11 protein-coding genes are annotated in these 15,403 nt (G+C 63.4%); 3 read left to right on the top strand and 8 right to left on the bottom strand.

The window, feature by feature from the left end; genetic code table 11:
• Window positions 1-68: 68 nt before the first annotated feature.
• The 6 genes from ACTG4K_RS14965 to ACTG4K_RS14940 form a co-directional block, all read right to left on the bottom strand.
• Window positions 69-1,061, bottom strand: coding sequence for a porin (locus tag ACTG4K_RS14965; RefSeq protein ID WP_439115009.1), 993 nt, complete (start codon window positions 1,059-1,061; stop codon window positions 69-71).
• Between the two features lie 406 nt (window positions 1,062-1,467).
• On the bottom strand, window positions 1,468-3,567 hold the full coding sequence (locus ACTG4K_RS14960) for a PhoX family protein (protein WP_439115008.1): 2,100 nt from the start codon (window positions 3,565-3,567) through the stop codon (window positions 1,468-1,470).
• Window positions 3,568-3,673: 106 nt separating this feature from the next.
• Window positions 3,674-4,429 (bottom strand): iron dicitrate transport regulator FecR, encoded by a 756-nt coding sequence (locus ACTG4K_RS14955; protein ID WP_439115007.1) that lies wholly within the window; start codon window positions 4,427-4,429, stop codon window positions 3,674-3,676.
• Window positions 4,430-4,476: 47 nt separating this feature from the next.
• Window positions 4,477-5,271 (bottom strand): BPSS1780 family membrane protein, encoded by a 795-nt coding sequence (locus tag ACTG4K_RS14950; protein ID WP_439115006.1) that lies wholly within the window; start codon window positions 5,269-5,271, stop codon window positions 4,477-4,479.
• 26 nt (window positions 5,272-5,297) lie between these two features.
• A complete protein-coding gene (locus tag ACTG4K_RS14945) occupies window positions 5,298-6,308 on the bottom strand; it encodes a homoserine kinase (RefSeq protein WP_439115005.1) in 1,011 nt (336 codons plus the stop codon).
• 16 nt (window positions 6,309-6,324) lie between these two features.
• The gene (locus tag ACTG4K_RS14940; protein WP_439115004.1) at window positions 6,325-6,648 is read right to left on the bottom strand and encodes a hypothetical protein; all 324 of its coding nucleotides are present in this window, start codon (window positions 6,646-6,648) and stop codon (window positions 6,325-6,327) included.
• Window positions 6,649-6,719: 71 nt separating this feature from the next.
• Here ACTG4K_RS14940 and polA point away from each other — a divergent pair, with 71 nt between their 5' ends.
• The 3 genes from polA to ACTG4K_RS14925 all read left to right on the top strand — a co-directional run bounded on the left by polA (window position 6,720) and on the right by ACTG4K_RS14925 (window position 11,681).
• Window positions 6,720-9,578 (top strand): DNA polymerase I, encoded by a 2,859-nt coding sequence (polA, locus tag ACTG4K_RS14935; protein WP_439115003.1) that lies wholly within the window; start codon window positions 6,720-6,722, stop codon window positions 9,576-9,578.
• A gap of 246 nt (window positions 9,579-9,824) precedes the next feature.
• Window positions 9,825-10,724 (top strand): dienelactone hydrolase family protein, encoded by a 900-nt coding sequence (locus ACTG4K_RS14930; protein ID WP_439115002.1) that lies wholly within the window; start codon window positions 9,825-9,827, stop codon window positions 10,722-10,724.
• A gap of 102 nt (window positions 10,725-10,826) precedes the next feature.
• On the top strand, window positions 10,827-11,681 hold the full coding sequence (locus ACTG4K_RS14925; protein WP_439115001.1) for a ZIP family metal transporter: 855 nt from the start codon (window positions 10,827-10,829) through the stop codon (window positions 11,679-11,681).
• Window positions 11,682-11,833: 152 nt separating this feature from the next.
• Here the strand turns inward: ACTG4K_RS14925 and ACTG4K_RS14920 are convergent, their stop codons facing one another.
• Together ACTG4K_RS14920 and ACTG4K_RS14915 are read right to left on the bottom strand one after the other, a co-directional pair.
• On the bottom strand, window positions 11,834-14,380 hold the full coding sequence (locus ACTG4K_RS14920) for a PAS domain-containing sensor histidine kinase (RefSeq protein ID WP_439115000.1): 2,547 nt from the start codon (window positions 14,378-14,380) through the stop codon (window positions 11,834-11,836).
• Window positions 14,381-14,482: 102 nt separating this feature from the next.
• Window positions 14,483-15,349 carry a sulfurtransferase gene (locus ACTG4K_RS14915; protein WP_439114999.1) on the bottom strand — a complete coding sequence of 289 codons (867 nt, stop codon included), beginning with the start codon at window positions 15,347-15,349 and terminating at the stop codon, window positions 14,483-14,485.
• Between the last annotated feature and the right edge of the window lie 54 nt (window positions 15,350-15,403).

Raw genomic sequence — 15,403 nt, 5'->3', positions numbered from 1 at the left:
GATCGGCTTAAAACCTCCGCGCAACCTTGGAGAGCAGTGGGGCGCGCCGAGCACACCCTGTCAAGAAATCAGAAGTCGTGGCGCACGCCGGCGGCGTAAACGGTTTCGTCTTTCGTCTTCGTCCCCGTAGCGTTCTTCACATCAACCGAACGGTAGCCCGCGTAGACCTTGGTGCGTTTTGACAGGGTGTACGTGGCGCCCAGACCAAAGCCGGAAGCCTTGCCCGTGGTGCTGCTGCCCACCTCGGTCTTGCTGCTGGCGAAGCCGGCAGACAATGCGACGGCGCCAAACGGCACATTCACGCCTACGGTGTACTCGGTGTCTTCGGCGGTGTTCGTTTTGCTGTCGCGCATGTTGAAACCGGCAGAGACACTCGCCACGCCAAAGTTGTAGGAGCCGGACAAGGCGGTGTAGTCAGCAATCGTCTTCTCGTCCTGGTAGCCCAGAGCGATGTGCATCGGGCCTGCGCGATAACCTGCTTTCAACGCCATCTTGTCAGCCTTATTCGCCGCGTCTTCGTCCAGGGCGTAGTCGATACCGGCATAGAAACCACCCATGGTTGGGCTCAGGTAGGTGATCTTGTTGTCGAATCTGCTGTTGTAGTCACCGCCGGACGAAAACACACCGTTAGATGCCGGGGTGAAGCCAGAGTCGAACACGTTCGAGCTGTAGGACACCACGCGGACATCGTCGTACACGGTGGTGCTGCGACCGAGGCGAACTTCACCGAAGCCACCCGAGAGGCTGACAAAGGAGGCACCTTTGAACTGCACTCCATCAATAGCGCCCGTGTCGGGGAAGAAGCGGCTTTCCAGCAAGAAGCCTGCTTTGAGGCCGCCACCGAGGTCTTCGGAGCCGCGGAAACCCCAGCGGGAGGCCGTCAGGTTGGCCTTGCCGTCGGCAAACATGCTGGTCGTCGCCTTGTTTTTGGGTGCTGCAGCGGCGCTGTCTTTGAGGCTGCCCACGGATGTGTCAATGCGACCGTACAGCGTGACGGACGACTGTGCCAGTGCAGCACCGGAAGCTGCCAGAACGGACAAAGCGATGAGGGATTTTTTCATGAGGTTTTCCAAAAAATAGGTTTGTCGAAAGAGGGTTTTCTTGCGCCCGCTGCCCCGTGCAAGCAGGTGGTTGTATTTCATCGAATCTGCGTAAAACCTCTGTGACACAAGATGTATTTGCTATCAATGTTGCAGAGCAGCAACAAGGTTTTACCGATCCTGTGGGCGTACCTATGCCTTATCCATCACGCGATTGGGTTTCTGCCGGCGGGGCGTCCGTTGGGCTCATCTGGCGCTGTAACCAGGTGATCGCGGTGCAGGTACGAGAGCGCCCGATGTCACGCTGAGCAGGCCTGTGATGCGCCCTTTATGCATGGCTTCAACCCAGAAAAAAAGCGGCCCCAAGGCCGCTTGAAGCCAGCCGTTGAAGGCTGGTATTTCCGAGTTTTTGCTTCGGGTTGTGAGGTCAGGTGCCGATCACGCCACCATCGGTGCGGCGAACCACCACGGTGGCAGAGCGCGGACGCTGGCCACTGGTGGGCCACTGGGAGAAGCTTGTGGGGTTTCTTGCAAGCCAGTTGTCATCAATGTAGGCCGCAGGTTTGTTGGGGTGGCTGCCCACTTCGCCTGGATGCTGCACGTTGATGAACATGGTTTTACGGTCGGGCGTCCAAGTGATGCCGGTGATTTCGCAGCCTGACGGGCCCACCAAGAACCGGCGAATTTCTTTGGTTTCTGGATCGGCCACCAGCATCTGGTTGTTGCCGTTCCCCGCAAAATCGCCCGCATTGCTGAAGTTTCCGTCGGTCTGAATCCACATGCGACCAAAGCTGTCGAAGGCCAGTCCGTCGGGGCTGTTGAACAAGTTGTCCAGCGTGGCGTTGGCAGATGGCTTGCGTGCGTCGGTGATTGAAGGCTGTCCCGCCAACACAAAGATATCCCAATTGAAGCTCAGTGCGGTGCCGTCGCCGCCGGCTTCGTTCCAGCGCACGATGTGCCCCCACACGTTGTTGGCCCGTGGGTTGGCTTCGTCCACCGGTGGGCGTGCCGAGCCGGCCGTGGTGCTGCCGTCGGCGTTGTTCGAGGTCGTTCCACCCCGGCGGCTGTTGTTCGTCAGCGTGATGAACACCTCGCCCGCCTTCTTCGGATTGGCTGCAACCCATTCCGGGCGGTCCATCATGGTGGCGCCCACTCGGTCGGCCGCTTGGCGAGCACGGATCATCACGTCACCCTGGCTGGAGAAGCCGTTGGCGTCGGTCAGACCGTTTTGACCATAGACGAGTGGAATCCACACGCCGCTGCCCATGTTGTCGCCTGCGGTAGCACCTGCGTCAAAGCGCGCCACGTACAGCGTGCCGTCGGCCAGCAGATTGCGATTGGCTGCGCTGGTGGGGTTGGTTGCGTCAAAGGTGCCTGTGGAGACGAACTTGTAGATGTATTCGTTGCGCTCGTCGCAGCCCATGTACACCACAGCCTTGCCGTTCGGGGCAATCACCAGTTCTGCGTTTTCGTGTTTGAAGCGGCCCAAAGCGGTGCGTTTGACAGCTTGGCTGGCAGGGGCGAACGGATCGATTTCAACAATCCAGCCGTGGCGGTTGGGTTCGTTGGGTGTGACATTGACGTCAAAACGGGGGTCCACGGTGTGCCAGCGGTAGCCAAAACCCGACGCCGAGATGCCATAACGGTTTTCCAGGGCGTTCGGTGTGCGTTCTCCATTCCAGCCAAAGTAGCCGTTGAAGTTTTCTTCGCAAGTCAGGTAAGTGCCCCATGGCGTCCGGCCGTTGCCGCAGTTGTTCAGTGTTCCCAGCGCTACAGTGCCGCTGGGGTCAGCGGCCGTTTGCATGAGAGCGTGGCCGGCTGCCGGGCCTTGGATGGAAATGGGCGTATTGCCGTGAATACGGCGGTTGAACAGCGACGACTTGACGTGTTCCCAGCTGCCATCTGCGGCGCGCTTGGTGTGCACGATGGTGATGCCATGCCCAGCCAGGGCCTTGCGCGCTTTTTCGTAGGTGAAGGGCGCCAACCAGTCGGCGGTGTCGCTGTCAGGGGCGTAAAAGTACTCAGGGTTGATGTACTCGTGGTTGATCACCAGCAGCCCTTCGTCGCTGCGCTCGCCAAAGCCGTTGGCGCCCGAGTTGAAGCCAAAGAAGGCCATACCGTCGTGGTTGTCGCCCACTTGTTGTTCTTGATCGGCTGCACCGCCCGTGGCATCGACTTTCCAGTTCGGCGCTGCGTTGTTGATGGGGGTGCCCCATGGCACAAATGCCGTTGCTACGTAGCCTGCTGGAACGACGATGGCATCGCCCGATGATGTATCCACGCCTGCAAAGGACAGCATTTGTTCTGGGGGAACCACGGGGGCGACTGGGGCCGGCGTGACCACCTCATCTCCGCCACCGCACGCCGCCAGTCCGCCGAGGAACGGAATAGCGGCGAGGCCCAGACCAGACTTCAGCAGCAGGCGCCGCTTGGGGTTCTGCGCGATGGCCTGCTCGACCAGATCGGTCAGGCTGGGGTTGTGGGATGTATTGGATGCACCGTCGTCGTCTCGAATGCCTTGCGCCATGAAGCTCTCCTGCTTGGGTTGTGAACAAAACCCACAGTCTGGACAGCACGTGTGACGCGCGGATGAAGCTCCTGTGAAGAATGGATGACCGCGCGTCCTGGCGCGCTCAGCGCACCGGCAAAACCATCGCCGGGTGCATCTGCCCGGGCTTGTCGTCCATGTAGCCCTTGCCGTCTTTCACGCCGAGTTTGCCGGCAATTTGCCAGGCGGTGCGCTGACCGATCAGGCGGGCAAGAAATTCGAGTTCCTCGTCGGTGTGGTTGATGGCGCCAGCAGGCGTCAGAAAGCGGCCGTCTTTGGGTTCTACCTCGCCCCAGAACGACTGGTGGTAGCTGGAAACCGACAGCGCTCGGTCGGCTTGGGCTGCCATGTCCACGGTGCCGTAGCAGTTGCAGAAGTAACTGCGCTGGTTGGGCATAACTTCGGTGTACACCCCTGTGCCGCGTATGCCCGCAGTGAGCGTGGGCGTGACGATGGCGCGGTTGGCGCCGCGCCCGAACACGCTGACCACCGCACCCGTGAGCAGGCGCAGCAGGCTCACCGCGTTGAGCGTGGTGCCGCGCTCGACCGAGAGGCGCGAGTTTTGCCGCACATGAAAGGCCGCGTTGCCGATCACAAACACCAGGCGCGAGGCGGGCCCGGTCAAAATTTCGTCGCCGGTCTGTATGGTTTGCTGTGGCCGCAGGCGTTGGCCGTTCAGCAGCACGTCGCCCACCAACTCCACCACGTTGCTGCGCTGCTGTGCCATTGCCACGGGCATGCCTCCCATGGCCACCCAGGCTGCAGCGGCCTTGAGGGTGTCGCGGCGCTGAAACCACGTGACTTCTGCTTCGCTGCGGCCTTGAAGGGTGTGTGGTGTCATGCGCGGTCTCCTGGGAATGAAATCAAGCAGGTGCGGCGGATAGGCCTTCAGGCCATGGGTTCGACCGGCTCGGATGGCTCGCCGGTGTCGAAGCTGTCGCGAAAGGTGAAGTAGATGGAGGTGTGGAACATGGACGCCATGAACAAGACCATGGGGTACATGATGAGATTCAGCGCGCTCGCCCCACCCAGCATGGCGCCCAGCAGGCTCACGGCCAGCCCCATCAAGATGAAAACGCCCACCCAGCCAAAGGTGTAGACCAGCATGGCGCCTTTGTTGCGCCAGCAGGCCATGACGCTGAAAAACAGGCTTTTACCGGGGCTCACGCCGTGCCAGTGCACCAGCGCGGGCGCATGCCAGAAGGCCATGAGCACCGGCACATAGGCCAGCATGGCCACCCACATGCCCTGGCTTACAAAGGCGGTGCGCATGGCTTCGGGGGTCACCTCACCATCGGTTACCGGCACCGGTGTGCCGCCGGCGGGGCCCAGCAATGCCGCAATACCCAGCACCAGCAGCAGCGCACCGGCGTACAGGCCGCCCAGGATGAGCATGGGGCGGGCGCGGTCCATGCCCGAGCGAAAGGCGGTGAGCAGCAGCACCGGCATGGGGAAACGCCCCGCCACGGCTTCGCGGCTGGCGGCCATCAGGCCCACCGTGGCAGCGGGCACCAGCGCGAGTGAAATTGCCGTGCCAATGAACGGCACCACCGACAGCACCGACACCACCGCCATGAACATGAAGAACAGGCCAGACATGGCCAGCGGCTGGCGAAAAAAGGTTTTCACCCCCAGCTTGACCCAGGACAGGCCGGTGCTTGCGGGGACGACTTGAAGTTTCATGAGGGGAGACGCAGGTTGTAGCTGGTTCAATGCGCCAGGCAGGGCGCATCCAGCAGGTCAGAGGAGAGGGACTGGGCGTGGCGCACGCGGTGGCGCAGCACGCGTTCAAAATGCGCCGGATCGTGCGCTTGCAGCATGGCGGCTTCGCGGGGCAGGTGCAGGTCCCACAGGCGCGAGACCCAGAAGCGCAGCGCGCCGGCGCGCAGCATGGCGCCCAGCAGGCTGCGCTCGGCAGCGCTGAGCGGGCGCACCGCCTGGTAGGCGGCCAGGAAAGCCTGGGCACGCTCGGTGTCTTGGGCGCCGTCGTTGTCGTCGGTGCTGTGTGTCACGCACCAGTCGTTCAGGCACACGGCAATGTCGAACAAATAGCTGTCGCAGCCGGCAAAGTAAAAGTCAAAAAAGCCGGTGAGTTCGTCGCCGTCAAACATCACGTTGTCGCGAAACAGGTCGGCGTGAATGGGGCCGCGCGGCAGGGCAGCATAGGCCGGGCTGGCCGCCACATGGTTTTGAAAAGCCAGCTCCGAGCGGATCAGCTCGGCTTGGGCCGGGCTTAGAAAAGGCATCACCACCGGCACGGTTTCGTTCCACCAGGGCAAGCCGCGCAGATTGGGCTGGCTCATGGCGAAATCGCGCCCGGCCAGGTGCATGCGGGCCAGCATGGCGCCCACGGCGTGGCAATGGCTCGCGGCGGGCCGCAACTCGCTTTTGCCGCGCAGCTTGTTCACCACCGCGGCGGGCTTGCCCTGCACGCGGTGCAATATTTCGCCCTTCGCCGTGGCCGCCGGGTCGGGCACGGCAATGCCTTGGCCTGCTAGGTGTTTCATGAGGTGCAGGTAAAACGGCAGCTGCTCAAAGCCCAGGCGCTCAAACAGGGTGAGCACGTGTTCCAGCACCACGCCGTCGCGTTCGCTGGTGACGAAATAGTTGGTGTTTTCAATACCGCCCTTGATGCCCTGCAGCTGGGTGAGTTCGCCCAGGTTCAGGGTGCGCAGCAGGGCGGCGGCTTCGTCAAACGGGACTTCGGTGTAAACGGCCATGTGAAAGCAAAAAAGTTCAGAAACTCAGGATGCGCCAGCTGCTGCGCCCGGCGCTACCGGTGGGTTGTGTGGCGCTGTCCAGGCCGGCGGGCTGCCCCTGGCCGGGTTGTATCTGGTAGGCGGGTGCGCCGTTTTTGGGTTGCACGTCGATGCGCTGGGTTTGCCCGCCCACCCGCAGCTCGTCGATGCGCGACAGCGCGTCTTCGTGGGTGATGCGCTCCACGCGCGGCGTCAGGGGCAGCGGCGCAGGCGCATCGGGCGCTGGGGCAGGTGTCTGGGCCGCGGCGCTAACGGCCAGACATAGGGTGGGCAAGGTCAACAGACGCAAAGTGGAGTGCATGTCCGATTGTAGGCAACCAGGGTGAACGCGGGCGCGGCAGGGGCTGCCCCAAACTCCTCCACAATGGCGCCATGTCAGAAGCACCCACGACCCCAACCCCGCCCAACGCAGCGCCCGCCGCCGCACGCCCCCCCACTTTGCTGCTGGTGGACGGCTCCAGTTACCTCTACCGCGCGTTTTTTGCCGGCGGTGAGTCCATGAGCACCACCTTGCCTGACGGCACGGTCTACAAGACCGGCGCCATCCGCATCATGATCAACATGATGCAGAAGCTGCTGAAGGACTTTCCCTCGGCCTACGGTGCCTGCGTGTTTGATGCGAAAGGCCCCACTTTTCGCGACGCCATTTACCCCGAGTACAAGGCCCAGCGCAGCCCGATGCCGGACGACTTGCGCTCGCAAATCGCGCCCATTCACGAGGTGGTGCGGCTGATGGGCTGGCCGGTGCTGGACGTGCCGGGCGTGGAGGCCGACGACGTGATCGGCACGCTGGCCGTGGCCGCAGCGAGCCAGGGCATGGAGGTCATCATTTCCAGCGGCGACAAAGACCTTGCGCAGCTGGTGAACGAGCACATTTCCATCATCGACACCATGAGCGGCAAGAAACGCGATCTGGCCGGCGTGGAGGCCGAATTCGGCGTGCCCGCCAGGCTGATGCTGGACTACCAGATGCTCGTGGGCGACCAGGTGGACAACGTGCCCGGCGTGCACAAGGTCGGGCCCAAGACCGCCGTGAAACTGCTGCAGGAATACGGTTCGGTGGATGCCCTGATGGCCCAAGCCGACCAGATTAAGGGGGCAGTGGGCGAAAACCTGCGCAAGGCGCTGGACTGGCTGCCCACTGGGCGCCAGCTGCTCACCATCAAGACCGACTGCGACCTGAACGGCTGGGTGCCCGACCTGCCGTCGCTCGATGCCATCCGCATGGGCGAGCCGCAGACCACGCCCCTCAAGACCTTTTACGAAACCTATGGTTTCAAAGGGTTGGCGCAGGCCATTGGCGGTGCGGCGTCTTTCCCCTCGGGTTCCTCTGGGCGGCGGGCGGGTGCGGCGGCTGTGCCCAGCAACGATCTGTTCTCAGAGCCTGCCAACCCAGGCCATGAGGCGGTCATTGAACCGACCGCAAACCACCTCGCCTACGACACGATCCTTACCTGGGATGCGTTCAACACCTGGCTGGCCCGTGTAGAAGCTGCCGAGCTGGTGGCGGTGGACACCGAAACCACGTCCCTCGACGAAATGCGCGCCGAGATCGTCGGCATCAGCTTCAGCGTGAAGCCCGGCGAAGCCGCCTACATTCCGCTGCGCCACGCCGGGCCCGACGCGCCCGAACAATTGCCGTTCGACGAAGTGCTCACCAAACTGAAGCCTTGGCTTGAAAACCCCGCCAAACCCAAGCTCGGGCAGCACATCAAATACGACCGCCATGTGTTTGCCAACCACGGCATTGACGTGCAAGGCTATGCGCACGACACCATGCTGCAAAGCTACGTGCTCGAAGTGCACAAGCCCCACGGCCTGGCCAGTCTGGCCGAGCGGCACCTCGGCCGCAGCGGTATCAACTATGAGGACCTGTGCGGCAAGGGCGCGCACCAGATACCGTTTGCTCAGGTCGACGTGCCCAAGGCCGCCGAGTATTCGTGCGAAGACAGCGACCAGACCCTGGACGTGCACCGCGTGCTGTGGCCGCAGCTGCAGGCCGATGACAAGCTGCGCTTCATCTACGAACTGGAAATGGCCAGCAGCGAAGCGCTGTACCGGATCGAACGCAACGGTGTGCTGATCGACGCGCCCACGCTGGCCAAGCAGAGTCACGAGCTCGGCTCGCGCATCTACGCGCTGGAGCAAGAAGCCTTTGAGATCGCCGGCCAGCCATTCAACCTGGCCAGCCCCAAACAGCTGGGCGAAATTTTCTTTGACAAGCTCGGTCTGCCCGTTGTCAAGAAAACCGCCACTGGCGCGCGCAGCACCGACGAAGAGGTGCTGGAAAAACTGGCCGAAGACTACCCGCTGCCCGCCAAGATCCTGGAGCACCGAAGCCTTTCCAAGCTCAAGGGCACCTACACCGACAAGCTCGCCCAGCTGGCCCACCCGCGCACCGGGCGCGTGCACACCCATTACGCGCAGGCCGTGGCGGTCACCGGGCGCTTGTCCAGCAACGAACCCAACCTGCAAAACATTCCCATCCGCACGCCCGAAGGCCGCAAAGTGCGCGAAGCCTTTGTGGCACCTGCCGGCAGCCTGATTGCCAGCGCCGATTACTCACAGATCGAGCTGCGCATCATGGCCCATATCAGCGGCGACGCGGCCTTGCTCAAAGCCTTTCACGAAGGCATTGACGTGCACCGCGCCACCGCAGCCGAGGTGTTTGGCGTGGATGCCGCCCAGGTCAGCACCGAGCAGCGCCGCTACGCCAAGACCATCAACTTCGGTCTCATCTACGGTATGGGCACCTTTGGCCTGGCCAAGTCGCTGGGTATTGAAAACGCAGCCGCCAAAACCTACATCGACCGCTACTTCGCCCGCTTTGCCGGTGTGAAGCAATACATGGACGACACCCGCGCCCAAGCCAAAGCGCAGGGCTACGTGGAAACCGTGTTTGGCCGCCGGCTGGTGCTGCCCGGCATCCAGAACGAAAAGGGCGCCCGGCTCGCCGGGCTGGAACGCCAGGCCATCAACGCACCCATGCAGGGCACCGCGGCTGATCTCATCAAGCTCGCCATGGTGGCGGTGCAAAAGGCGCTGGACGCGCAGGGCCGCGGTACCAAAATGATCATGCAGGTGCACGACGAACTGGTGTTCGAGGTGCCCGAGGCCGAGGTGGACTGGCTCAAGACCGAAATCCCCCGCCTCATGGCCGGGGTGGCCCAGCTCAAGGTGCCCTTGCTGGCCGAGGTGGGCGTGGGGGCCAACTGGGACCAGGCACATTGAAGGTGACCCACGCCTGCGCCGCCTGCGGCTTTACCCCCATCCAGAGGGCCACACCAGCGGCACGGCAGAGCCGGTTGCGCGGTTTTTGGGGCTTGGAAACCTGCGCTTGGCAAGGGGCTTGGTGCACCGTTTTGCGAACTTTCCCAATCATGCGGAATCATTTGCACTGCCCTCACTTTCATGCATGCAGGTGCTTGGCCCCCGCAGCATGAAAGTTATTTCACGTCAACCACCAGGAGACCACCCATGCTCAATCCATCCCAGACCCAAGACCTTGGCGCGCTGCTGCCCGGTCGATCGACCGAAGCGGGCACCACCCGCCGCACCGCCCTGAAAGCTGCGCTGGGTGTGGGTTACGCCGCAGCGGCTCTGCCCATCATGGCGCAGACGGCCATCAACACGCCAGCCACGGGTCTCACGGCGGGCGAGGTGATGATCGACGTGAACGGCTACGCCATGCCGGCCTACCGGGCCGCGCCCGCAGGCAAAACCGGCCTGCCGGTGGTGTTGGTGTTGTCCGAAATTTTTGGTGTGCACGAATACATTGCCGACACCGCGCGGCGCTTTGCGCAGGCCGGCTACCTGGCTATTGCGCCCGAGCTGTTTGTGCGCCAGGGCGACGCGCAAAGCTATGGCGAAATGGCCAAGCTGATTGCCGAGGTGATTGCCAAGGTGCCCGACGCACAGGTGATGGCCGACCTGGACGCGACCGTCAAGTGGGCTGCGGCCAACGGCGGCGATGCCAGCAAAATCGGCGTGACGGGTTTTTGCTGGGGCGGGCGCCAGACCTGGCTGTACGCCGCGCACAACCCGGCGGTGAAAGCCGGTGTGGCATGGTACGGCCGGCTGGTGGGAGAGACGAGTGCGCTCAACCCCAAGCACCCGGTGAACGTGGCGGCTGGCCTGCATGGGCCGGTGCTGGGTTTGTACGGCGGTGCCGACACGGGCATTCCGCTCGACACAGTTGATAAGATGAAAAGCGCATTGTCGGCGGGCAACGCTGCGGCCAAGGCCTCCACGTTTGTGGTGTACCCCGAGGCGCCGCACGCCTTTCACGCCGACTACCGGCCGAGTTTCCGCAAGGAAGCGGCCGAAGACGGCTGGAAGCGCGCCATGGCGTGGTTCAAGCAGCACGGCGTGGCATAGTATTCTTGCTGTACTTGCAACAAGGGCCGCTGTTCAGCGGCCTTTTTTGTGGCGGCAGTTGCCCCGGGCGGGGCGATTTTCTGGTGAATTGAGCAGAACAACATGACTTTGTTAGCGATTCTGGTGGGCACCATCCTGGCGGGTGTGGGCAGTGTGTGGCTGGCCGCGTTGCTGGGCTTTGCCATGCTGGCACGCTACACGCAGCACATGCTGAGCCTGGCGGCGGGCGCGCTCATGGCCACCGCTTTCATGCACCTGTTGCCAGAAGCGTTTGAGAGCCAGGCCAGCGCGCACGAGCTGTTTTCCATGCTGCTGGCGGGCCTGGTGTTTTTCTTTTTGCTCGACAAAGCCGAGCTGTGGCACCACGGGCACGAGCACCACCACGAAGCGGTACCCGAGCCACAGCTTGCCCATGACCACGCGCACGGGAAGGGCCATGCCCACCACAGCCACACCAGCGCTGCAGCCCACGCAGGGGGTCACCACCACCATCACCACGGTCCGCGCTCGGGCGGCTGGGCGGTGCTGGCGGGCGACAGCGTGCATGCTTTCGGCGACGGCATCTTGATTGCCTCAGCCTTCATGGCCGACATGAAGCTGGGCGTGGTGGCCTCGCTGGCGGTGCTGGCGCACGAGGTGCCTCACCACATGGGGGACCTGGTGGTGCTGCGGCACACCTCTGGCACATCGCGTGCGGCACTGGTCAAGGTTTCGCTGGCCGGCACCGTCACCGCCATTGGTGGGTTGGTGGGCTATTTCCTGCTGTCGAGGCTGGATGCCTTCCTGCCCTTTTTCCTGGTGGCGGCGTCCAGCAGTTTTGTCTATGTGGCGCTGGCCGACCTGATTCCGCAACTGCAAAAGCGGCTGGGGCTGCGCGAGACAGCGGCCCAGGTGGCCTGGCTGCTGGCGGGCATTGGGCTGGTCACGGTGGTCAGCCGCTTCGCACACGCCCACTGAACGCGCCGCGCTGGCTTGCTGCGTTCAACCTGAACACGGCAGTTGACCGCGCGTTTTCCGCTGGAGATGCCTGTGGGTACGGAGCGAAGTTGCCCAAGAGCAAGTCCAACGGATGGGTGAGGGTGCTGCAGGTCTGAGTGCCGTTTCTCGGTTCAAGCCGTTTCCGGGCCAAAACTGAAGCAAAACATGGCACCCAAACCGGTGGCGCCTTTGCCCTGTATTTGTCCGCCGTGGCGTTCGATGATGCGCCGCACCGTCGCCAGCCCGATGCCTGTGCCCTCAAACTCGCTGGTGAGGTGCAGGCGCTGAAAGGGTTTGAAGAGTTTGTCGGCGTAGGCCATGTCAAAACCCACACCGTTGTCGCGAACGAACAGCTGTGCCGGCTTGCTGGGCATGGCGTCTGTCTGCCCCATCTCAATCACCGCCAAGGGCTGGTTGCGGCTGTATTTCAGCGCGTTGCCCAGCAAATTTTCCAGTGCAATACGGGCTAGCCGATCGTCGCAGTGGGCGCTGAGACCGGGGTTTATGCGGCGCTCCACCTGGCGTTCTGGCTGCTTCTCAAGCGCCTGGTCCAGTATCTCGTGGGCCATGGTGCTCAAGTCCACGTGCTGCAGCGCCAGTGCGCCCTGGCTGACGCGGGCCAGCGCCAGCAGGTCGGCGATCAGCACCGACATGCGGTGGGTGGAAGCCAGCACGCGGTGCATCATGCCCCGTTCTTCGATGCTCAGGCGCTCGCCCAGCTGCTCGTCCAGCAGGCGGGTAAAGCCGTCGATGGTGCGCAGGGGCGACTTCAGGTCGTGTGACACCGAATAGGCGAATGAATCGAGTTCGGCATTGAGCTTTTGCAGGTCGGCGGTGCGCTCGCGCACCCTTTGCTCCAGCGTTTCGTTCAGTCGCTGAATTTCGCGGTCGCGTTGCAGGCGCAGCAGTTCGGCGTTGGCCCGGCTGGCAAAGATGGACATCAGGGCGCGCAGCTCGGGTGTAAGCGCAATGGGGCGCTTCCAGAGGGCGTTTAAAACCCCTATGGGTTCACCTTTGTCGTCGCGCAGCGACTGCCCCACGTACGCCGTGAAGCCGCCTTGGGCCAGTGCTGGGCTTTGCGGGTACTGCTGGGCCACGTTGTCGGTGTGGACGCACAGCCCGGTTTGTTCCAGGGTTTTGCCGCAGGGTGCGCCGGCCAGCGAAAAGGTGAAATTGCGGCCATGGCTGCCACCAGACCAGACCGACAGGGTGCGCACCCGATCGTTGGGGATCTGCTCGCCCATGACCACCATGTCAGCGCCGAGCGACTGCGCCATGTGCTGGGTCAAGGCTGCAAAAAATGCCTCCCCAGTCTGGCCGGTCATGCCTTTGGCCATGTCCAGCAGCAGCGCCTCGCGCCGTTTCTCCTCGCGTATGTCAACGGTGCACGACAGGATGCAGGGCTCACCGTCGATCTCAATGAGTTCGGCCCACAGCCGGGCGTCGATCAGCGAGCCGTCTTTGTGGCGCATGCGGGTTTCCAGACCCAGAATGCGCTCGTCGCGCTGCAGTTGGGCCACGAAATGGGCGCGGTCTTGTGGCGTGAGCCACGAGCCGACTTCTGTGGAGGTTTTCCCTTTGAGCTCTTCGGGCTCCAGCCCCTGCACGCGGTCGCGTGCATGGTTCACTTCGATAAAGGCGCCGTCTTCCAGCCGGGTGATCGTCATGTTCAGCGGACTGAAATTGAAGGCTTTGGCAAAACGCGCTTCCGAGCGCTGCAGCTTCAACAGCGCGTCGTTTTCGACGCTGACATCGGTCACGGTGGTGATGATCAGTTTGTCTTCGCGGTCCTCGCTCAGTTCGCTGGAGATCACCGTTTGAAAGGTGCTGCCGTCGGCGCGTTGCGCGAGCGCCGGGTACTGGCTGACCCGGCGCTGCTCAAACAGGCGCCCTGCATAGGCTTCGCGCTCGGCCGGCACGGCCCACAGAAAGCTCTCCACGCGCCCCAGCAGCTGCTCTTTGGTGTAGCCGTAGCAGCGCTCAAACGCGGGGTTGACGTCGAGCACCACACCGCTGTGGGCCGACTGGGCCAGCATGGGGCTGGGTGAATTGTGGAAGATGCGGGCGAAACGCTCCAGGTTGCGGTCCCGCTCTTGCTCGGTGCGCTTGCGCCGCTTGTACTCCTCCAGCTGCTGGGTGGCGGCTTGCTGTGCCCGCATGCGGCTGTAATAGACCAGGATGGCCACCACGGTGAGCGTGGCAGAGTGGGTGAACCACACCTTGAAGCCGACGTCAAAGTTGGGCGTGTGCAGCCAGCCGCTGTGCTCTGCATAGGTCAATGCCGCCAGCGACGCCACGCTGAAAGCGACCGATGCTATGAAGGCGTTGCGGCCCAACAAGATGCCAGCGCCTGCCACCGCCGCTACAAACAAGAAGCCGCCCGCCGTGCGCACCGAGCCGTGCGCCAGCACGGCCAGAATGGACGCCGTGAGCACGCCGAATACCAGCAAGTGGGGAATGAAGCGAATGCGGCCCGAGCGCACCAGTGCGAACGAAAACCACCCCAGCAAAGCCACCAGGGCCGTTGCCCATGTTTCCAGCGGGTTGGTGGTGCTCCAATGCACCAGGGGCGTCAACAGGCTGGACGCGACACCGATCAGCAGCGAGACCGACTGCAACGTCGTCTTGAGCGAACTGGACCCGTGGTCAGCAGAAGATGTTGGCGGTGTAGGGGTCACGTGGGGAACGCATCGGAGGTGTGCAGAACCATGGCGCTCTAGGGGCGGACTGCGAAAAAAGCGCGTTGCTATGCGTGCATATCGGCGTGTGCTGTTTTGAACTTAAACCCGAGCACACGGTGCACCTTTGGTGTTGCACCATTCGCTCCAGCTGCCAGGGTACAGCGCGGTGCGCCCCAGGCCGGCCACTTCCATGGCCAGCAGGTTGGGGATGGCGCTCACGCCGCTGCCGCAGTGGTGCACCACGCTGGCGGGGTCGTGGCCCGCCAGCAGCTGTTCAAACTCGGTCCGCAGCGCAGCGGCGGGTTTGAAGCGGCCGTCTGGTCCGATGTTGTCGGTGAAGGGCCGGTTCAGCGCGCCCGGAATGTGGCCCGCTACCGGGTCCAGCGGCTCCACTTCGCCCCGAAACCGGGCTGCCGCCCGCGCATCGATCAAGGTCAGGCCAGGGCTTCCAAGCCGCTGGACGATGCCGTGGGTGCTGGCTGTGGATGCCCGTGCAGGGCTCAGTGGGTACGCAGGAGCGCCGTTCGTTGGCGCCGGGCCTGGGCCGCTTTCGGCTGGGCCGCCCGCCGCCAACCAGGCGGCCCAGCCGCCATCGAGGACGGCCACGGCCTCGTGGCCACACCACTTAAGCATCCACCACAGGCGGCCGCAGTAGTTGGCATTTTGCCGGTCGTACACCACCACTTGTGTGCTGGGTGAGAGCAGGCCGGTGCTGCCCAGCCAAGTCGCGAAGCGTTCGCGCGAGGGCAGGGGGTGGCGCCCGCCGCTGGCGCGGTCGGGGCTGGTTTTGTCGCTCAGGTGCTCGTCCAGACCGGTGAAAAGGGCGTCGGGTATGTGTTCGGCTTGGTATTGCGCCCGGCCTGCGGCGGGATTCATCAGGTCGGCGCTGCAGTCGTACACCTGCACGGGCAAGGCGCTGTCCAGCATCTGTTTCAGTTCGGGGGCGGAGATCAGGGTGGTGTGCATCCGCACATTGTGCGGCAGCCGCCTGCCCTTGGCGAGACTCCGAAAGCACCGCGT

Source organism: Hydrogenophaga sp., from assembly GCF_965657535.1.
In the GTDB taxonomy this organism is placed as follows: domain Bacteria; phylum Pseudomonadota; class Gammaproteobacteria; order Burkholderiales; family Burkholderiaceae_C; genus Hydrogenophaga.
Note: the sequence above shows the minus strand (reverse complement) of the source record. Positions and strands in the feature narration are given on the sequence as shown.